Source organism: Bacteroidota bacterium (assembly GCA_039111535.1).
Lineage (GTDB): Bacteria > Bacteroidota > Rhodothermia > Rhodothermales > JAHQVL01 > JBCCIM01.
The window spans coordinates 1-20,007 of the sequence record JBCCIM010000011.1 but is presented as its reverse complement, the minus strand read 5'-3'; the positions used below and the strand labels follow the sequence as shown (position 1 = coordinate 20,007).

At 51.2% G+C, this 20,007-nt stretch carries 20 protein-coding genes and 1 pseudogene; 9 read left to right on the top strand and 12 right to left on the bottom strand.

The features are described 5' to 3' along the window. Positions 1-9 precede the first annotated feature (9 nt). Positions 10-2,856 carry a PSD1 and planctomycete cytochrome C domain-containing protein gene (locus tag AAF564_03215; protein MEM8484528.1) on the bottom strand — a complete coding sequence of 949 codons (2,847 nt, stop codon included), beginning with the start codon at positions 2,854-2,856 and terminating at the stop codon, positions 10-12. A 164-nt stretch (positions 2,857-3,020) separates the two neighbouring features. Here AAF564_03215 and rfbB point away from each other — a divergent pair, with 164 nt between their 5' ends. Genes rfbB through AAF564_03200 form a run of 3 tightly spaced genes read left to right on the top strand, consistent with a single transcriptional unit; the run spans position 3,021 to position 5,287 of the window. Then, the gene (gene rfbB, locus AAF564_03210) at positions 3,021-4,100 is read left to right on the top strand and encodes a dTDP-glucose 4,6-dehydratase (GenBank protein MEM8484527.1); all 1,080 of its coding nucleotides are present in this window, start codon (positions 3,021-3,023) and stop codon (positions 4,098-4,100) included. Positions 4,101-4,115: 15 nt separating this feature from the next. Continuing rightward, on the top strand, positions 4,116-4,589 hold the full coding sequence (locus AAF564_03205) for a dTDP-4-dehydrorhamnose 3,5-epimerase family protein (GenBank protein ID MEM8484526.1): 474 nt from the start codon (positions 4,116-4,118) through the stop codon (positions 4,587-4,589). Between the two features lie 14 nt (positions 4,590-4,603). Beyond that, positions 4,604-5,287, top strand: a complete 684-nt coding sequence (locus AAF564_03200; protein ID MEM8484525.1) for an HAD family hydrolase — start codon at positions 4,604-4,606, stop codon at positions 5,285-5,287. On the opposite strand, the gene AAF564_03195 is transcribed toward AAF564_03200, so the two are convergent. The 6 genes from AAF564_03195 to AAF564_03170 all read right to left on the bottom strand — a co-directional run bounded on the left by AAF564_03195 (position 5,284) and on the right by AAF564_03170 (position 8,944). Next, positions 5,284-5,712 carry a hypothetical protein gene (locus AAF564_03195; GenBank protein MEM8484524.1) on the bottom strand — a complete coding sequence of 143 codons (429 nt, stop codon included), beginning with the start codon at positions 5,710-5,712 and terminating at the stop codon, positions 5,284-5,286. The genes AAF564_03200 and AAF564_03195 overlap by 4 nt on opposite strands. Before the next feature lie 3 nt (positions 5,713-5,715). Further along, the gene (locus AAF564_03190) at positions 5,716-6,552 is read right to left on the bottom strand and encodes a hypothetical protein (protein MEM8484523.1); all 837 of its coding nucleotides are present in this window, start codon (positions 6,550-6,552) and stop codon (positions 5,716-5,718) included. A 104-nt stretch (positions 6,553-6,656) separates the two neighbouring features. Beyond that, on the bottom strand, positions 6,657-6,839 hold the full coding sequence (locus tag AAF564_03185; protein ID MEM8484522.1) for a hypothetical protein: 183 nt from the start codon (positions 6,837-6,839) through the stop codon (positions 6,657-6,659). Between the two features lie 181 nt (positions 6,840-7,020). After that, positions 7,021-7,416, bottom strand: coding sequence for a RidA family protein (locus AAF564_03180; GenBank protein ID MEM8484521.1), 396 nt, complete (start codon positions 7,414-7,416; stop codon positions 7,021-7,023). A 129-nt stretch (positions 7,417-7,545) separates the two neighbouring features. Next, positions 7,546-8,496 carry a hypothetical protein gene (locus AAF564_03175; GenBank protein ID MEM8484520.1) on the bottom strand — a complete coding sequence of 317 codons (951 nt, stop codon included), beginning with the start codon at positions 8,494-8,496 and terminating at the stop codon, positions 7,546-7,548. Then, a complete protein-coding gene (locus AAF564_03170; protein ID MEM8484519.1) occupies positions 8,489-8,944 on the bottom strand; it encodes a hypothetical protein in 456 nt (151 codons plus the stop codon). The genes AAF564_03175 and AAF564_03170 overlap by 8 nt, the downstream gene beginning before the upstream one ends. A 194-nt stretch (positions 8,945-9,138) precedes the next feature. On the opposite strand from AAF564_03170, the gene AAF564_03165 reads away from it, so the two are divergent. The 3 genes from AAF564_03165 to AAF564_03155 all read left to right on the top strand — a co-directional run bounded on the left by AAF564_03165 (position 9,139) and on the right by AAF564_03155 (position 12,677). Then, positions 9,139-10,299, top strand: coding sequence for a histidine kinase (locus AAF564_03165; protein MEM8484518.1), 1,161 nt, complete (start codon positions 9,139-9,141; stop codon positions 10,297-10,299). 6 nt (positions 10,300-10,305) lie between these two features. Then, positions 10,306-11,082, top strand: coding sequence for a LytTR family DNA-binding domain-containing protein (locus AAF564_03160; protein MEM8484517.1), 777 nt, complete (start codon positions 10,306-10,308; stop codon positions 11,080-11,082). A 500-nt stretch (positions 11,083-11,582) separates the two neighbouring features. Continuing rightward, positions 11,583-12,677: a T9SS type A sorting domain-containing protein gene (locus AAF564_03155; GenBank protein ID MEM8484516.1), complete on the top strand. Its 1,095-nt coding sequence runs from the start codon at positions 11,583-11,585 to the stop codon at positions 12,675-12,677. A 109-nt stretch (positions 12,678-12,786) separates the two neighbouring features. Here the strand turns inward: AAF564_03155 and AAF564_03150 are convergent, their stop codons facing one another. The 4 genes from AAF564_03150 to AAF564_03135 all read right to left on the bottom strand — a co-directional run bounded on the left by AAF564_03150 (position 12,787) and on the right by AAF564_03135 (position 16,339). Continuing rightward, the gene (locus tag AAF564_03150) at positions 12,787-13,188 is read right to left on the bottom strand and encodes an HIT domain-containing protein (GenBank protein ID MEM8484515.1); all 402 of its coding nucleotides are present in this window, start codon (positions 13,186-13,188) and stop codon (positions 12,787-12,789) included. 36 nt (positions 13,189-13,224) lie between these two features. Further along, positions 13,225-14,943: an alpha/beta hydrolase-fold protein gene (locus tag AAF564_03145; GenBank protein MEM8484514.1), complete on the bottom strand. Its 1,719-nt coding sequence runs from the start codon at positions 14,941-14,943 to the stop codon at positions 13,225-13,227. Between the two features lie 63 nt (positions 14,944-15,006). After that, positions 15,007-15,864, bottom strand: coding sequence for a fructosamine kinase family protein (locus tag AAF564_03140; GenBank protein MEM8484513.1), 858 nt, complete (start codon positions 15,862-15,864; stop codon positions 15,007-15,009). Further along, the gene (locus tag AAF564_03135) at positions 15,857-16,339 is read right to left on the bottom strand and encodes a low molecular weight protein-tyrosine-phosphatase (GenBank protein ID MEM8484512.1); all 483 of its coding nucleotides are present in this window, start codon (positions 16,337-16,339) and stop codon (positions 15,857-15,859) included. Before AAF564_03135 ends, AAF564_03140 begins: the two co-directional genes overlap by 8 nt. 102 nt (positions 16,340-16,441) lie before the next feature. Between AAF564_03135 and xseA the strand changes: the two genes are divergently transcribed. Further along, entirely contained in the window at positions 16,442-17,659 is a 1,218-nt protein-coding gene (xseA, locus tag AAF564_03130) for an exodeoxyribonuclease VII large subunit (protein MEM8484511.1), read from the top strand. Between the two features lie 219 nt (positions 17,660-17,878). Beyond that, the gene (locus AAF564_03125) at positions 17,879-18,937 is read left to right on the top strand and encodes a hypothetical protein (GenBank protein ID MEM8484510.1); all 1,059 of its coding nucleotides are present in this window, start codon (positions 17,879-17,881) and stop codon (positions 18,935-18,937) included. A gap of 157 nt (positions 18,938-19,094) precedes the next feature. Here AAF564_03125 and AAF564_03120 read toward each other — a convergent pair whose 3' ends face one another. Continuing rightward, positions 19,095-19,631 (bottom strand): DinB family protein, encoded by a 537-nt coding sequence (locus AAF564_03120; GenBank protein MEM8484509.1) that lies wholly within the window; start codon positions 19,629-19,631, stop codon positions 19,095-19,097. Between the two features lie 281 nt (positions 19,632-19,912). Between AAF564_03120 and AAF564_03115 the strand changes: the two are divergent. Further along, a pseudogene (locus AAF564_03115) lies at positions 19,913-20,007 on the top strand (VOC family protein).

The window sequence follows — 20,007 nt, the reverse complement described above, 5'->3', positions numbered from 1 at the left end:
AGCTCAGCCCTAATAGATGTAGACAAATTCGTTGGCATTGAACAGTACTTTGGCCAGGTCAGCCAAAGCCCGTATTTCTTCATCTACTTCCCATGACTTTACGTCTGCGACGTAGTTCTCATACACGTCTAAACGCTCGGTATATTTAAACGGCTTGCCGGTCATTTCCTCAAACATATTCCTTTCCACTTCTTTCGGATAGGATGATTTCGCCGGCACATTCGCTCTATGATAGACAATCATTTTATCGACGTACGTAGTCGAAACCTCGATTTCAGCATCCGTTGCAGCTCTGCCCCAGGTGAGCTGAATCGAGCGCTGCACCTGGGCCGACCGGACCCCTGTTTCGCGCCTCAGACGCATCGCCATAGCCAATGCGCGATCCTGGGTGTTTTGGCTGTTCATTAATGTAAAAACCTGAGGTGTCACGCTTGATTCCGTACGCTGCTCACAAGAAATGTCCGCAGACGGCTTATTAAAAACTTCTAACAAGGGGTCTGGTAAGCCACGGTATCGGTAAGCATAGATTGTCCGCCGGTTACGCTGAGCCGGCGTGCGAGAAGGCTGATAAGCAGGCGCCACAGATCCCATAATATGACGGGGTTGCAACGCGACTTCGATATTGATTTCCGGCTTTACAGGCAACCCACCCATTGTGGTATTCAACTCTCCAGACACAAACAACATCGCGTCCCTTAATTCTTCCGCAGTCAACCTTCGGGGATTGAAGTATGCGAGGAGTTTGTTATCCGGATCTTCAGACCTCAGATTATCGATTCTACGATGCTCGCTTGCTCGCTGATACGTCTCCGAAGACATGATCAGTTGATGCATGGCTTTAATCGACCAGCCATTTTCTACAAAGTACGTAGCCAACCAATCAAGCAAATCGGGATGGGTGGGTTTCTTACCCATTACGCCAAAATTGTTTGCGTTACCGGCCAGTCCGTTGCCGAAGTGGTATTGCCAGATTCTGTTTACGATGGAACGCGCCGTAATTGGATGCTTTGCATCGACCAGCCATTCTGCAAAAGCCAGCCGCCGGCCATCGCGATGCTCGTGAATCAGCGTGTTATCTACGGATACAACACTGTCTTGCGCCACGGCAACATCCAGAGGAGCCGGAATCTGTTCTTGAATGCCAACGGCACTCAATACGCCTGGTGCAACACTGTCTGTTGGCGCATGAACCGATCCTCCAGCAAGAATGTACACAGGTTGTACTTCACTGCCAGGATCTGTCGGCATAAGCATGCGCTTGCTGCTGTTTCGATTTGTGATAGGCGTACCGTTAAAAACAGAAAACGACAACGGCTCGTAACGATCGCCTTCCCGACTTAATACCTGCAAGCGTTTTTGCAACAGTTTCTTGTACCCCAACTCTTCATCCGACAAGCCTATATTACGAGGCGGCAGTTTGGCTTCAGCTACCTTATCCCACCGCTTCGATGTTGCATAAGGCAAACCACGCGCTGCAAACCATCTCTTAGCAGCAGCTACCTCTTTATCTACCAATCGCTGCAGTGCTATTTGGGCATCAGACACCCTATTTTTATGCGTAAAAAGGCCCTCCTCAAATCCTTCAATGTTTTCTTGCGGAAGATAGGGCGTCTTTCTTTCAGCAAATTGTACAGGTGCAAAGACAGCCTGCACCCGGTAATAGTCGCGTGTAGGAATCGGGTCAAACTTGTGATCGTGGCAGCTGGCACATCTGAGCGGTAAAGAAAGAAAGGTCTCCCCGACGCTGTTTGTCACATCATCCAGGAAAAATTGTCGTGTCTCAGCTTCCACGCTCATCCCTGTATGCTCCCAGGGGCCCATCCGAAGAAAGCCAGTGGCAATGAGGAATTCAGGGTTTGACGGGTCTATTTCATCCCCGGCCAGTTGCTCCAGCACAAACTGGTTGTAAGGTTTGTCTTCGTTAAATGCACGGATTACATAATCCCGGTATCGCCAGGCATTGGGCCGCTCGTAGTCATTTGCAAATCCATTTGAATCGGCGTAGCGGACGACGTCAAGCCAATGGCGTCCCCAGTGTTCACCATAGCGTGGGCTATCGAGCAAACGTTCAACAAGCCTGTCAAACGCATTAGGCTGTGTATCTTGAAGAAAAGCCTCTACTTCTGCTGGCGTAGGCGGTAATCCGGTTAAATTGAAGGTAGCACGGCGGATCAACGTGAGGCGATCTGCTCGTTGCGCCGGCTTCACTTTATGGGCTGAGAGTGAACGCGCGACAAATGCATCTACAGGATTACCTTTTTCGCGCTGTTTGATTGCCTTCCAGGGTACTTCAACATCCTTCACAGGGGCAAAGGCCCACAGGTCCTCCGGCTGATAACGCCGGTGGGTCCATGCTGGAGACAAACCACCGCTTGTAGCTACTTTAATGCCATCCGAGTAATCCCACGGTAGATGCCGGAGCGAGTCCATCGCGATTGTATTGGGCCAGGGGGCACCACTTGCAATCCAACGATGGATTAAATCGACTTGCGCCTCAGAAAGTCGATCATTTTCTTTCGGCGGCATTTCAAGATCAGCGTTTGCCCAGGTCACCGCTTCATAGAGGAGACTATTGGCCGGGTTGCCCGGGATCAATGCCGGCTTACCAGAAGCTCCACCAGACAACATACCCTCGCGTGAACGCACATCAAAGTCACCTTCAATGTCGTCGGGGTCACCGCCATGACAAGCCGTGCACTTCTCCTGAATCAGAGGATAGACTTCATGCACAAACAATAACTCAGCTTGCTCTGCGGCAGGCTCTTGTGAGCAACCGACCAAAAAGCAGCAAATCACCATGTAGGCGGGCGCTGACAAGCCGCGTATTCTCTTTGAGAGCAGATATCTTGGCATCATGGATACCCTGATAATTTAGCAGTATTCGGGCTAAAATTGTCTTATTTAATCAGCATAGCAAAAAACTTGATTCCAATCAATCAAGCCGCAAAACGGAATGCAAGCAGCGCGGAACTCGGAGCCGAAACCCGTCTATAACCGGCAACCTCATATCCCCTTACGACATGTCTCGACCAGATAATCAACAGCACTTCCCTAAACGCGTTCTTGTTACCGGTGGCGCCGGCTTTATTGGCTCCAATTTCTTGCTGCACGTTGTGCCCAAATATCCCGAAATCTCTTTCTGGAATCTGGATGCGCTCACGTATGCCGGCAACCTGCACAACCTTGCTTCGCTTGAAGCACACGACAACTACAATTTTGTAGAGGGTGACATTGCTGACCCCGAATTGGTCCGCAGCCTTTTTGACGCCCACAACTTTACCACCGTCGTCAACTTTGCAGCAGAATCACACGTCGACCGGTCCATCCTCGACCCGTTAACGTTTGTTAAAACCAATGTCCTCGGCACCGTCAACCTGCTTGATGCCGCCCGCAAACATTGGCAGGGTGATGAAGATCGCAGGTTCTTTCATGTTTCCACGGATGAGGTCTTCGGATCGCTTGGCGATGAAGGGTTTTTTACTGAGACAACGCCATACGATCCCCGCTCACCATACTCGGCGTCGAAGGCTTCGAGCGATCATTTTGTACGCGCATACGGACATACATACGGCTTACCAATCGTAATCTCCAACTGCTCAAACAATTACGGACCGTACCAATTCCCGGAAAAACTCATCCCGCTCGTCATCATGAATGCGCTAAATAAAAAGCCCATTCCGATTTACGGCAAAGGTGACAACGTCCGGGACTGGCTGCACGTGGTAGATCATTGCAAGGCGATCGATCTAATCTTGCATTTTGGCCCCAATGGGCGGACGTTCAACATCGGCGGTGACAACGAATGTACCAACCTGGAGCTCGTGCACCTGCTGCTTGATCAGTTGGATCAGGCCGTTGGGCAGGATGAAGGTACGTCGAAAGCGTTGATTACGTTTGTAAAAGACCGGGCCGGGCACGATTTTTGGTACGCGATGGACTTTGGTCGGCTCAACAAAGAATTAAACTGGTCACCCTCCTTTACCCTGGCAGAAGGTCTGCGGGATACAGTTGATTGGTACCTGAATAACCGGGAATGGTTGGAAGCTGTAGCCAACCAGTCTTATCGCGAATACTACGCAAAACAGTACGAGCACCGGTAGAAAACAACAAGTTATATGAATTGGAATGACGACGCGATTGCGTCTTGTACCGTTGAGCCGTTGAAGCAGTACAGCGATGAGCGCGGTTGGCTTGGCGAGTTCTTTCGTCGTGATGAATTGCCGGCCAACCTTCACCCCACCATGGGCTACCTGTCCCTAACCAAAGCAGGCATTTCGCGTGGCCCCCACGAACACGAGGCACAAACAGACCTGTTTCTGTTTTTCAGTGGGACGTTCAAGCTTTACCTGTGGGATGCGCGCGAAAACTCACCTACGTACGGTAATCGACAGGTGGTAGAAGTGGGCGAAAAAAATCCAACCATCGCGATTGTCCCGCCAGGCGTTGTCCATGCTTACTGGAATGTTGGCGAAACAGATGCGCTGGTGGTTAATTGCCCCAACAAGCTTTACGCCGGCGAAGGCAAAAAAGAACCCGTGGACGAAATCCGACACGAAGAGCTGGAAAACTCACCTTTCATCATGGAATAACGGCACCTCGGCTAATGAAATTACTTCTGTTTGATATTGATGGCACCCTCCTCGTATCTAAAGGCGCAGGCCGCAAAGCCATGCAGGCTGCCGTCCGCAAAATGACAAACAAAACGGATGTGTCCATCGAAGGCGTTGACTTCTCAGGGCGGACCGATCCACAGATCATCAAAGATGTATTTGTAACCAACGGATTTGAAGCAGACGATTGGGAGTCCTGGATTGCTGAGGCGCTGGAGTCTTACGTTGAAGCGTTTACCGAAGCATTCTCCCCCGACCAATTTATCTCTCTCCCGGGCGTTCACGCCTTAATCGAGCAGTTACACGCGCAGCCCAACGTGCAACTTGCTATCCTCACTGGCAACCTCGAAAAAACGGCATACCTCAAGTTAAAAGGTATTGGCCTGGAAAGTTATTTCCCTTTTGGCGCGTTTGCTAGCGACCATGCGGACCGGTACCAGCTTCCGCCTATCGCTGTACAACGAGCACTTGACCATACCGGCCATCAATATGAAGGCAAAAACGTGGTTATTATTGGCGATACCAAGCACGACATCCTGTGTGGCCGCTCAATCAATGTGATGTCTATTGCCGTAAGCACCGGGCACTACAACGCAGAAGATCTACACATCCACAACCCTGATGTGCTCCTGGATGACCTATCGAACACCAACGAGTTTGTGGCTCTTGTAGGCTAACGAACGTTGCGCGATTTGGTGTTGTGTGTTGATTTGAGGCTTTTGACCATGACTTCGAGTTCTGACAGCCGTAGCAAAGATTCCGTGTGTCTTGGATTTCGCCAAAGCTCCCGCCCCGCTTCATCGGACAACGCTTGTGCACGACTCGCCATCAACCGCAGCCTGTATGTTTGTCGATCGGGTTCATTGTACGCATAGTTGTCGATGTATTCCCCCAGATACTGTTCAAGCAGCAACCGCGCGCGTGCTGCGTGGCGGACGCCGGCGATGTACGTCTCCAGGTCCTGGCCATCGAGCAATTCAAAAAAGTAATCCAGTGTCAAATCCAGTTCGACGATGATCTCTTGCAGTTCATCATCTGCAGGCGCAGTTTGCACATCTGCGGCTCCAAAAAAGAGAAGGAATACTACTAAGAATTTTGTCATTTGTTAAAACCCGGTTACGCGTAAGACATTTGCTTCGCTATCAAAAATCATCAGTGCCACGGCGCCGATGCTTCTCCCGCCATTGATCATTTGACCATCAGCAGCAAGATTCAGCACTTTCACGGAGAGCTCAGCATCGCCAGTGAGTTGGTGAAAAAGTAAGACAACATCCTGGGGCGCAATTTCGAAACGGTAGGGTGTTTGACGGCTTTCGATGAAATCTTGTTCACTGGCCATCGCGCTATTCTCAAAGTACGTTCCCTCAAAGGTTAACACCTCGTTTTCATCTGAAGAGGTAACTTCAACCTGAAGCATTGGTCCCTGTGCCAGCTTGAGCGCCGGCACATCAACAGACGCCCGATCAACCTTGATCAGATTGGTAACCATACCATCCAGGTCGTACTCCACGTGCACAACAAAGCCGCGTTCAACGTAGCTCTCCCAGAACTTCGTTTTGATATCGACCTCAAACGCAGGCGCACCAATGCGGGCCTGCACCTGTACGCGATGCATCCCCAAACCAATACCAGATGCGGTTTTACGGGCAAATGCATCGGTAAATACAATGTTAGATAACCCTGGACCCGTGGCGCGTTTCTTGAAACCTATGTCCACTCCTGCGTAGTCACCCGAAAGGTAAACGAAGCTCAAACCTGAATCGGTATGGTTGAGTGTACTTGGCTCCCCCAACAATGCAACAACCTCTTCCGGTGTCAACCCAACGGCCAGTTTATCGAGGTTATCACCAAAAGCAAAGAGGTCATCCGCGCTGGCATTTGGTGACACAGCAAAGCAAAGCAGCGAGCAGAAAAACAGAACAGGGATCGCAAAACGATTCATGACAACAGGATATCTATTGAAGGGCAGCGAAAGAAGATACAGAAGTGTGTTATCAACCAATAAAATAACAGCTGGCTAAACATGCAACCAACAAGGCGCGCCAACTAGCCGGCGCGTTGCTCTTCCAGGAGCTCTACGATGCGTACCAGCTTGCGTTCTATAGCTTCCTGGCTGACAACCAACTGTTTGATGTACTGAAACAGCGTATAAGCCGCATATAAAACGCCAATCCAGAAAGCTATGGCAACCAAAAAATAGAGGCTTGAAAAGATTGGGACGATTTCCATGACGACATCTGGGGTATGTGCAAAAAATTGCGATATCCAACCAGGCCCCTTACATGACTAAGGACCTGCTTAAATATATCGCCTCCCTCTATCGGCAGCAACAAGGAATCCCGCTACTTTTATCCCAGTCTGGCGAATTTTGGATTAGTCAATCATAAACATTTATGAAGACACCAATCCCTCATGCCGCACACGCCACAGCTTCCACTTCAACCAGCCAATCAGGCGACACCAGTCCGGCAACAAATACCGTTGTAATTGCCGGACGCACACCATCAAGCATATCTTTTCTAACAGCCACCAGCCCGTCCATATCCTCCCGGCGAACCAGAAAAAACGACATTTTCACGATGTCCGTCAGTTCCATGTTTGCAGCTTCCAATACGGAAGCCAGGTTCTCGATGGCCTGCCGGCATTGCCCTTCAAAATCTTCAGGCAAATGGCCTTCTGGAGATACACCTACCTGTCCGGACACGTGCAGAATTCTGCTGCCGGCCGGCGATTCTACACCGTGGGCATAGATACCGTGGTAAGGCGCATTTACAGGATATGGATCGTGACGCTTAGAGATAGACATCCGCATTCAGTTTATGGTTAGAAAATCTGATATCTCAACCTGCGTATTTTATCAGGCAAAACCGCAATGTTGTCCTGTTAATTCTCATGTTTGCTACACACATCGTTTTCAGCAGCCAGGCAACGTGGTTTATCCTCCGTTGTAGGTAAACAAAGTAACCACATCTCCAGCGGGCAGCACCTTGCGCACACGGGGCCACAGAGGCGTCTTTGCCCAGAATTTCCACCACGGCTGGCCGCCAACGGTTGATTCCAGCACGTAGACTTCCCCCTGGTACAGGTCTATCCCATGGGGCGACCACGGCCCCTCCGATTCAAGGAATTGGGTGACAACACCCGAGCGATCAACTTTGAGCACTTCCCTGTTACCAAAATAGGCCAGATACACGTTACCCGTTGCATCAACGGCCATATCAAACAAGATGTTGGCACCAGAAAATGGAAGGTTGGAGGGATTGTCCGCTTTCAGTTTGGCTGCTCTAACTTCCGTTGCGCCAGACGCTATGTCCACCACGTAGAGCGTGCTGCGGTCCATTACATACAAGAGACCGTCGTCTCCATAGGCCAGCACATCGATACGGCCAAAAGAAGCTTGCACGGATAATGCGCTGACATTGCCTCCAGCGGTACGCTTGTACAACTGGTTCTCTACCGCATAAATCACATTGCCGGCATCATCAATGGTAAAAGCCTGCACATGGAAGGTGGCATCATCCCTTGAAGGCCCTACAACAAGCTCCCAATCTGCAGTCCCCAGTTGCCAGAGGCTTGATACAAACGCATTTGACGATCCGTATCGCTCGCCGGCAAAGAGTTCACGCGATGGACTTCGGGCGAGTATCAGATCGCTTGGCGAACGTGTAGACGTAAGCGATGGCGCAACCTCCTCCCCGCGCATTTTCCATACACAGGCGTAGTGGTCATCACTCGAAAAAGGGCAGACAAAGGTGAAATAAATGTTTCCTTCACGATCCACAACAAGTCCACCCCACGGATGCGCTGCGACATCAGACACTGTGATCAAGTAAAGGAGGCAAGTGGCTATCCAGTGCGCAACCCGAACGTATGTTGGTTTACTCATTTTCGGGTGCCTGCTTCATTCTGGAAAACGGAAAACCATTGCAGCCCGTCCGCGGTGTATCTTTGTTGGCAAGTTGCGTTTGTGCTGCAGCGTCGCGGGTAGGTGCGTTGTATGCGCTCAAACAATAGGCCCACGTATAAGGCGGCATGCCTTCAAGCGGAATCCAGTCGATCCGTGTCCACAAGCCGGCGTCGCTCACATTCTGCTCGTCGTTCTGCGCTACCAGGTAGCCGGCTTCAGGATGCCATGCTACTACACGATACTTGTTATCAGGATGCTGCTGCCACACCGTTGGACTGATCGTGTACGTTACGCCATAATCATCAACAAAAGTACCCGTAAGTGCGTCAGGTGGCTGTCCTATTAGCGTTGCATCCTGCGTACGCGCACAACCATTTCCAACAACCAGGAGCAAAAGCAACACGACAAGCCTGCAAAGTATTTTCAATCGTTTATCCGGAATAGTGCAAATTTAGGGATGAAATAAAAGCATCTCGCGAAGCGCTGCAGCGGGGCAATGGTCGGCGGATGGAGTTGGCTTCGTGCTACAGAAATACGTATCGTACAGGCTGTTGGGTTTCAGTCCTGGTGCAGAAATCACCAATAAACCTGGGCCGGCAAATACTGCTCACTGAACGCGCTATGAATCTACAAAAAACATCTCGATACTGGGCACTGCTCATCGCGTGTTTTACGCTGATGGCGGTGCTTACGTCGCTGGTTTGGATTTACACCACCGGCCGGACGCTTGATATCGTGAGTGTTACGCGTATTCTGATTCCAGAGATTCTGTTCTGGAATGTGTGGGTGCTAACAGCTCCGGTCATTTTCTGGTTTTCAAGTCGCTTCTCTTTTTCGGTTTCACCCTTTTCATGGAAATGGGCCATCCATCTCCCTCTTGCACTACTGGCTACATCGATCAACTTTGCCCTATACATTGGCCTTTTCAGCATCCATTTTGTAATCAGTGAGTCCCTAGGGTTTCAGTTGAATGAAAGCCTGGCTACTGAAATCCAGATGAGAATACGCGCGATTTACAGCATCGCCCTGCCGCTAGGCAGCATTATCTATGTTATGCTCGTCGTGCTCTCGCAAGTACAGACCTATTACGAGCGACTCAGGAAGGAGAAAGACCATACCCATGCACTGCAAAACCAGCTTGTGCGGGCTCGGCGGGAAGCCCTCCAAATGCAGTTACATCCCCATTTTCTTTATAACTCGCTAAACACTATATCTGCAACCCTGCAAACAGACAAAGCTGCTGCTGACAGCATGCTCTCAAAACTGGGCGATTTTTTACGCAATACACTTGAGCACGCGGAACGAACGTTTGTTACCCTGTCCGAAGAAATTGCGTTTTCAGAGCAATACCTGCAGATCGAACACCACCGGTTTGAAGACCGCCTGCAGATTGAAATAGATGTAGCGCCGGCAGTCAACGACGCCCGTGTCCCTTACCTGATTTTACAGCCGATTGTAGAAAATGCAGTACGCCACGGCGTTGCACAGCAACTAGAGCCCGGACGCATTGTCTTATCTGCCCGGCAGGAAGCGGAGTGGCTTGTGTTGGAAGTTTTTAATTCAGGTCCACCTGTCCATCAAAATGGCAACACACCTGCAACGGGCATCGGGTTGAAAAACACAATGGATCGCCTTGCGCTATACTACGGCGACGATGCCTCCTTCAAACTCGAAAATGTATCTTCAGGCGGCGTGTGCGCCCGCATCAACCTGCCGCTTGCATTCCAGGAAACCACAGACGCTAAAGCCGACCGTAAAGCTACTGCATATCAGGCCGTTTAACCGACCATGAGCCAAGCAATTCGCGTAATCGTTGTTGATGATGAGCCGCCGGCGCGCAGGAAACTGGTCTCCTGGCTCTCTGATGACGAAGACATCACCGTTGTGACAACCTGTGCCAATGGCCATGAAGCCCTGGCTACGCTACAAGCCGAAGAGGTTGATGTTATGTTTCTTGACATCCAGATGCCTCAACTCAGCGGCTTTGACGTGGTAGAGCAACTGCCAGCCAACCGCCGGCCACTCGTTGTTTTTTCTACGGCGTACGACCAATATGCGGTTGATGCCTTTAAGCTGCATGCCATCGATTATCTCCTGAAACCATACGACCACCCGCGTTTCCTCGACACCTTGGTGCGTGTAAAAAACAGCATGGCCCAACTGGACGTACAGATGATGCAGCAACAGCTCTCTCAGTTGCTTACTACGCTACATCAGCCCAAACAGTCTTTCCTCAAGCATTTCACCGTAAAGCGACAGGATGCGGTCCAATTGATAAAAGTAGAAGCTGTCGATTGGATTGCTGCAGAAGGCAACTATGTGATGCTGCACGCTGGCAAATCACAGCACCTCATCCGCGACAACATTGGCAAAGTTGAAGCCAGCCTGAACCCGGAGCAATTCCCGCGGATCCACCGATCAACCATCATCAACCTGGATCGCGTGGAAGCTTTTTATCCGGCCTCTCATGGCGACTATACCGTTATTTTACAAAACGGGACCGAACTCGCCATGAGTCGCACCTACAAAAACAAGTTGCGCGATTCGCTTCAGCTTGGTTTGTAAGGGTGCGATGTTGAGTCAATTCAGGGACGGTTCTATCGTAAAAATTGAAGTCAGCAAATGCCCGAGGTTATGGCAATCTAAAACACCCGTCGGGTCTTGAAGACCCAACGGGTGTTTCACAAATGACGTATTTCGTTGCAAAAACGCACCCTTCATCACCCATGAAATTCTTTCTAAACAATACAGCAAGTCTTTCCTTGCCTTAGCATTTGACACACATCCAAAGCAGTTGATGAGAGCTGCCCACATCGAAATCACAACGGTCTTCCTTCCCCCTGTCGACCCACATCAGCAATTCATAACCAGTCCAAAGCAGGTTATACCAGGATCCTCCACCTTATACCATAACCCCGTCTTCGGACAGCGGCTCCTGGTAGGTTGATAGCGTTTCTGGCACCACGCGTGCTTCCACCTTAAACGTTATCAGGATGATGTGCATAAGATTTCTACTGCTACTGTTTACTGTTTTTCTTTTTACCCACACAGTTCAAGCTCAACAGGTGAGTTCGCTTGAGCTCTCCGCACAGCGCGACATCGACGGTTTGTATGTTGACAACACCGGCACCCTGTATGCCGCCGGCACCTTTCGTGGCTTTTCCGTTTTCAAGATTGAGGGGAATGGCGACGTATCAAACGCAGCAAACGGCTTCAGCGGCCCGATCCACATGACACGGTCTACAGATGGCAACCTCTATGTGACCAATTTCAACAGTGCATCAGTAAGCCAGGTAAACCAGGACGGGATGGTTAGCACCTTTGCCTCAGTGCTGGATGGCCCAAGCGGCATTGTGTCTGATGCTGACGGCAACCTCTACGTTTCTCACTACGGAACAGGCAATGGTACGGGAAACAGCGTATCCAAAATCGCTCCCGATGGTACCGTTAGCACCTTTGCCATGGGCGGCACTTTGCGGGCACCCGTTGGGATCGCCATCGATCCGGCCGGCAACATATATACAGCCAACCTCTTCGATGGTCGCGTCACCAAAATCACCCCGGATGGTACGGCGTCTTTATTCGGTGAAGTAGCGGCTGCACAACCGTTTGCTATCGGCCATCTTGTGTGGGCCAAAGACAAGTTATATGGGACCTACGTTGGTCAGTCGAGTGTCATTGCTTTTGATTCAACGGGTACCTCAAGCGTAGTTGCCGGCACCGGCACAGCCGGCCTCAATGACGGACCAGCCAGCAACGCAACCTTCACAAGTCCGAATGGCCTCGCAGCCTCTCCGAGCGGCGACACGCTATACGTTGCCCAAGGCCTGGGTGCAACCGCCAAAATTCGACTTGTGCTGCTATCAACCGCGACAAACATAGAGGAAGACGCAAGCCTGGAGACGGGTGCCTTGCTGCAGAACTACCCCAACCCTTTCCAGAATAGCACCCACATTCGCTACACGATGGATACGCCGGCACACGTAAAACTGAGTGTGTACGACGTGCTCGGACGCGAAATCAAAACCCTGGTGGACAGCCAACAGGCTGCCGGGACCCACGAGGTTGCCTGGCATGCTGAAGACAGGGCAAAAGGCCTCTACTTTTACAGATTGGAGGCGGCAGGCAAGACCGAGGTCCGGTCGATGCTCTTGCAGTGACCTGAAATCCGCGGTAAAGCAACTGGCATTATCAATGTGCGACCGGCCAACTTTACTGCGGTTTGTGCAAGGAACGGAATTGGGATCAGCTACTGGTCCCAATTCTTGTTTACTGCAGCCGTGCGATCATTTGATCATATTGCGACCGCATTTCAGGATGGGTTTTCCATTTGATATTTTGTCCGTCACCCGCATGCCGGGGCACTACGTGCGCATGCAGATGAAATACATCTTGTTGCCCCGCAGCGCCGGCGCTGTGGACAATTTGGGCGTGTTCCATGCCCAGCTTCTCTGTATATAAATCAACAACCTTTTTCACCGCTTGCATGACACCCTGCCACGCAGCTGGTGCTACGTCCATCACGTTAACATAATGCTGGCGCGGAATAACCAGTGTGTGGTAAGGATTCACAGGATTGATATCCAGAAATGCATACGCATCAGCCGTCTCAAGCACTTTCCAGGAAGGCGCACGACCGGCAACAATCTCACAAAAAATACAGGATGCCATCAAACCACCTCGGCATTTTAGTCAATATTTCCGATGCTATCTTCGCCGTAAATAGTCTTCTACATCCTGTACAAACTCGATATAATTCAAGTTTTCGCCGGGCCGTACGGGGCTCTCGCCAATCCAGCAGTGTGGTTTGCGCCGGCCATAGGTAACCCGTGCCTGCGCACGCGGATTTGAAGCTTCGTTCAGAAATTCCTCCATCAGATATACAGCATTGTCGAGGTAATAGGAATCCATGTCACCCGTTGCAATATGAAGCTTACCGGTTAGCTTTGGCCCCAGCGTTTCCCAACGCGACCGCAATTGTTCGTGAAGGTCATAATTTTCTTTCCAGTATTGCGCCGTTTCTTTGTCGATTTTGCCAGTCTCAGCATCCCAGATTGGGCGCGGGTACCCATTATCTCCTACGGGTCCGTACACGGCTTCCCAAACAGCCCATTGGCCGCCGGACCGGCTGTTTGAGCCAGTCGCCAACTCCATGTGGTTCTCTTGCCTGACAGTTGAACGAATATTACCATCAAAGCTGCGCGCGTTCGGACGCTCGACGCGGTGCCACTCGCTATCTGTGTAGTAGGCGTTGTCATCTTCATAGATGTTGACGATCTGGTGGTAATTGAAATCCACCGCATCCGGGCACCAGCCCCACGCGCCGCCAAAATCATCCGGGTAGTAAATTTGCATCGCCAGTGCCTCCCATCCCCCCGTAGAGCCGCCTGCCAGCAAGCGTGCATCTCCATCCGGAATCATCCTGAACCTGGATTCCAACGCTGGAATCAGTTCTTCCATAATAGCATCGCCGTAAGGCCCCAGGTTGGCAGAGTTCACAGAGTATGAGGTGTCGTAATAGGGATTTGCATCCCGAATCGACACCACAATCAGGTCTGGTGCTGCATCAGACATCCAGTAGTCAGCAAAACCAGCGCTTCGGCCACGGCCAGCTGATCCTTTGACAAAGCTGAAAGGCGCCCGGCCACCTGGGAAATGGCCCTGCATGTAGAGGACGGGATACTGTTTGTTCGGAATGCTGTTGTAATCTGCCGGCAACAGCACATTTGCCCCGATATACATCGGGTGCCCCCAAAATGCGGAGAGCTTCTCGCTTTTAATTTTGACAAATTTTACGTGCTCGCTTTCTTCCGGATTGCCCTGCTGCAACACCTCACCTGCCGCCAGCGGCCGCTCGGGCTGAATCACCGCATCAACCGTCAACTGCACTGTTGATCGTTTTGCAGGATCCAGTGCGTGCTGCGCAACGGTGCTGTGCGCATTGCCAGGTGCGCGCCATTGATTCTGGCCGGCACCAGAGTTCAGGTGCAGTGACACGGTGTGGCCATCAGCCCGCGAAAAGGTGGTGTACACGCTGAGCAGGGCCTGTACGTTGTAGGTGTCAGCAGGGAGTTTGGCGAAGTCATCCAGTGGAAAACCACGAAATCCGTTGGCTCCGGGTTTGACGATAACTTTGTCGCCGGCCGTCAGGTTCTCCACATCAACACCCCAAAACGGCACACCACTCACCCCAACCTGCCGGCGAGGTTCGCTTTCGTCGTCGCGAGAAATGACGACAAAGAGCCGGCCGTTAATAGGTGTTTCAAGTCCTAATGCCGCGATATCCGCAAAGGCTTCGTCAGCCAGCGTCACTTCAAACTGGAGTCCGGTACGATCTTCGGGTGTGGTACAGCCGGGCAGCAAGAGCAAGACATACAGCAAAAAGCAGCCGGTACCCACTGCGGTGTGGGGATGTTTATAGATCATGGGCGTGGGATTTTAGGCAGATAAACAAACAGGTGGGACTTCAAGGTACAACTTGCCCTCAACTCATGCATAGCTGCGAAGCACAGCGGAAATGCCGCCTGCATATCCACCTCCAAAAAGATTCAGGTGGTTGATTTGATGGTAGAGGTTGTACACAGGCCGGCGCTCCATAAATCCAGCCTCCATCGGCCAGGCGGCGGCATAAGCATCATAAAAGGTGTTGCTGAATCCGCCAAACAAAGTGGTCATGGCAAGGTCGGTCTCACGGTCGCCGTAGTAGCAGGCTGGGTCAAAGAGGACCGGTGCTCCCGCGTCTGAAACCATGTAGTTACCACCCCATAAATCGCCATGGAGCAGCGAAGCCGGCGGCGCTTTGGGCAGCAGGTTGGGGAGTTTTTTGTAGAGAGACTCAAGTGGACCGTCCCATGCCGGCTGCCAAAGCCGGTTCTTGCGAGCCAGCGCAACCTGCGGGGCCAACCGGCATGCCTGAAAAAAAGCCGGCCATTCGGTATGCCATGTATTCTGTTGCGGGGTGCGGCCGATAAAATTGTCTATTGTAAACCCGTACGATGATGCTGATTGCCGATGCAGCGCAGCAAGCGCCTCACCAAAAGAAACATCAAACCCGGGTGACTTTGCACCCTGCACTATCCACTCCATCAACAGAAAACCGGGGTTGGTACCAGAGGATGCAACAACTTGTGGGATGCGCAGCGCAGTATCCGCAGCGGCTAAAACAGCCAGGCCGGCTGCTTCGGGTTCGAACGTCAGGACGACCTCCCCATTCCCCCATTTAAGAAAATAGGGGCCAAGTGCCGTTTCAATGCGGGACGCATTTGCAATACAGCCGCCGCCCACCGGCACAATCGATGTGATGTATCCCAGGTACGGGGCCAGTTTCTGCGCAAGCACCTCATTCATCGCGCAGCCGATCCAGCAGCACGCGTGCCGTGCGATCTACCATCTCAAAAACCTGATCAAACCCGCGGGGGCCGCCGTAATATGGATCCGGCACCTGTTGATCGCCGGGCTCGGGATCAAAAGCACGGAAAAGGTAGATTTTGGCAGCGTGTTTATCCCCGCCATCCATTTGTTTGATGTGCTGAAGGTTGTCTTTGTCCATCGCCAGAATGATGTCGTAATAGTCGAGATCACCATACGTAAACTGTTGCGCGTATTGGCCCTCCATGGATACGCCATTTCGGATGGCCACTTCGTTCATCCGGCTATCAGGGGCCTGTCCGGCATGCCAGCCACCGGTGCCGGAAGAAGCAATTTCGAAATTATCCAGCACGCCGGCCTCCCGCGCCTGGTGCCTAAAAACCCCTTCAGCAAGCGGGCTCCTGCAGATGTTGCCCATACATACAAACATGACCCGTTTCAATTTATCTTCCATGTTTCAATTTATCAGCCTTGTGTCCGTAAGTTTTCCCGCGTTGGTGTATATTGCGCTCTCAAGCGCTTCTCATGTACCAATCATCGAATCACCGGTTTCTGTATGGAGCCCTCTGGCAACACTGCTTCTCCCCTGCTTACTGTTGGCGATTTTGCACGCCGGGCGCGGCAGTTTATCGAATCTGAATTTAACCGTGTCTGGATTGAAGGCGAAATTTCAAACTTCAAACAGTATAGTTCAGGGCACTGTTATTTTACGTTGAAAGATGCAGAAGCGCAGTTACGTTGCGTCATGTGGCGAAACACGGCGCGCGCGCTTTACTTTACGCCGCAAGACGGCATGCACGTCAAGCTCTTTGGGAAGGCATCCTTTTACGAAAAGCGCGGTGACTTCCAGATTGTTGCGCAGTCGCTAAAACACGCCGGCGAAGGCACGTTACAGCAGGCCTTTGAAGCGCTGAAAAACAAACTCGCCGCTGAAGGCCTGTTTGACGAATCCCACAAGAAACCCAAACCCTATATCCCAACCCGGATTGGTATTATCACCTCTGGCTCGGGCGCTGCAATCCAGGATGTGCTTTCGATATTGGGCCGGCGATTTCCTTTAACAGAGGCGCTGGTGTGCCCGGTGCAGGTTCAGGGTGCCGGCTCCGCCAAATCGATTTGCGAAGCACTCGAGGCGTTTAATGGCATACCAGCAGATGACCCTTTGCGTGCAGATTTACTCATCGTCGGCCGCGGTGGTGGGTCACTGGAAGACCTATGGTCCTTTAACGAAGAATCGGTTGCACGTGCAATTTACGCATCTGAAATCCCGGTGATTAGCGCTGTGGGCCATGAAACAGACTTCACCATTGCTGATTTTGTCGCAGATTTTCGGGCAGCAACCCCTTCCATGGCAGCAGAAATTGCCGTCCCCAACCAACAGGAAATCAAAGCGTTTATCGAAGGTAGTCTGTACAGAAGTGCGCAGCGGCTCTTGCAGCATATTGAACAACACAAACTGCACATTCAGCATTTGACCCAACGGCATGCTTTTAACCGGCCTGTAGACCAGCTTTTACAGCTAAAACAGCGAACACAGGACATGTTACTCCGCCTGGAGCGGAGCGGCGTGCAGTATCTGAAACATAAGCGTGAGCAGGTGCACCAGGCAGAAAGGCAGCTGTCTCTACTGGATCCTCGCCTGCCCTTGAAAAAAGGTTACGCGCTCGTAGAACAAGATGCCACCCTCGTCCGTTCTGCAAAGCAACTCACACCCGAAAGCGTCGTAACACTACGCTTTCACGATGGCAGCAAATCTGCCGTCATTGATGATTAAGGATTAACATCATGGTCCTCAAATATCAAAAGACTGGAATCGCTTCCAATAATGCGGTATCATACAGCTGCATTATCCCCACAAAGGGTATTTACATCAGATTTAAACGATGTTAAGTACTTGATTAACAGACACTTACAAAACAACTGGTTGTTTCTGGCGAGGTCCGTGTAGTATAAAAGTACTTACAAGCGGCTGGAGATAACTTTTTATACCTTCATGGCAGAGATACGACTTGAGCTGACCCCAAAATCCCGCTTTGATATCATCGATGTTACCAAACACATCGAAACCCAACATGATAATTTCTTTGCGGAATACAACAAGGCGGTGTATTGCTCTTACCATACCACAGCTGGTTACCTTGAGCAAAGTTTGTGTGACAAGCTGGATCACAACTCAGACTCAGTAAAAAACTTCCTCTCTCCTTTCCAGGAGCTCTTCCCCCCGCGTGCAAACTACCGGCATGACAACATGCTGCTCCGCAGTGAATTGACGGAAGAACAGAAACTGGTTGAACCCCTGAATGGTGACTCCCACCTCACCTACATCAGTTCAGGATTGGAGAACTGCGTCACTTACCTGAACAAGCCCAACACGCCGGTCTATTTTATCGACCTGGACGGGGTATGTGATGGCCGGGCGCGCACCCGTAAAACCACTATTTACGGATACAACAGCGAAGAATTGGTCAGCATCGTCCCGATGTCGATACCCGTATCGGGCCACCGGATTGATTCAGTCAACCTGCGTGACCCTCGGCTTGGCATTTTTGAGCAACTTCAGGAAACCGTGCAAAAGTACGGCATCGAACGGGGCCGTATCGAAATTGTGCTTGCGCCAGAAGAAGACCACGTAGCACTGACGGTCAACGAGTTTGAAACGCTGCTGATGCAGTACGACGTAGCCGACATTCTAGGCAATCCGATGCGTTTTATGGCGCAGAAGAGCTGGAATATGCTGCGCGACCCGAAGACTGTGCCGATCAAAATGCTCAATTATGCCAAATATGACCTCGTGCACATTGTCAACAAAACGCTTGACAAGCTGAACATGAGTTCATCGATGGTTGGCCGTGGTATCCAGCGCCTGCTGGCTAATAAAGCAGCCAAAGCACTCCGCATGAAACGCGTAGTGAGCCTGCTGGTGTCTGAAGCACCGGGCCAGCAGAAACCAGGCATCGTTAGCGGCACCTACCAGAGTCCAATTATGATCCAGTGGCATGCTAAAGCCAACAATACCCGCCGGCTAGAAGCTGCGATTTACCGGTTTATCTAGGCACTGGCAATCTAAATTCAAACAGGGACAGTGCCGTATCCTGAGCAAGCGAAGGATCTGCCCACGAGAAGACTCAGAGATCGGCATGAGCTGCTATTCCTAGGCTCAATCTAAGCGTCAAAAATCAAAATCAGAGACAGGACCCGACACCTCTGCTTCAATTCGACCAGGGCGGCGTAATCCCGTTCATCCGGGCGTAAGCCATCAGCTGTCCGAGGTGCTCACTCATGTGGGTTTGAAGCTGTATGTACACATTGTACGCCTGCGTATTGTTACCATACAGGTTGACCATTTTTTGTAAGTCCGCCTCAGACGACCCACGCACCATTTTTCGCACGTAAGCCAGCGAATCCTCCAGATACTGGTCTACCGTATCTTTGCCAGTCATCGATTCGAGTTGATCCATGTCGATTCCAGCCGGCACAGCGATGCCAAGCATTTCCGGGTACAGGTAGTTATAGCGAATGATGTGCATATATACCTTTTCGACTGACATCGCCCCTTCTCCCGGGCTCCAGCTATAAACCTCTGCCGGCAAGGCTTCCGCCAGACGCATGTACCGCATCGCGGTATACTCATACCGGTTAAAGAATCCCGCAGCAAACTCACCCGCTGCTACATCCGCATGCTGCGCGACACCAACAGTTGGTATGCAAAACCACAGGCAAAATAAAAGCGATGTAATCCGCGCCATGTGATCACCCCTTATTGTTTAAATTCGTCTGAAAATGGTGTACAAGCTTCTACCGGGATACGGTCAGCCGGGCCTTTGAATTGTTCTTCGTATAGCCAGCATTCATTGTATACCGAGCAATAACAAAAGTTAACGCGAATCCTTGATATGGCGTTTTGCAATGCAGAAGCAAGGGGCTCCTGGGCCATGTAAGCATCGATTTTCTTGCCGGGAGGTAATACACGCCCGCCCATGTGAGACTGCAAACCTGAAAAACTTGAATCAGCGCAAAACACGCTGCCTCGAAGGGATATCCGCTCAGCGACGGGCCGACTCAATCCAGTTCCGGCAGTGTCTTTGCTTTCATTGATGCCCCGGAAGGCTACGAGATCGAATT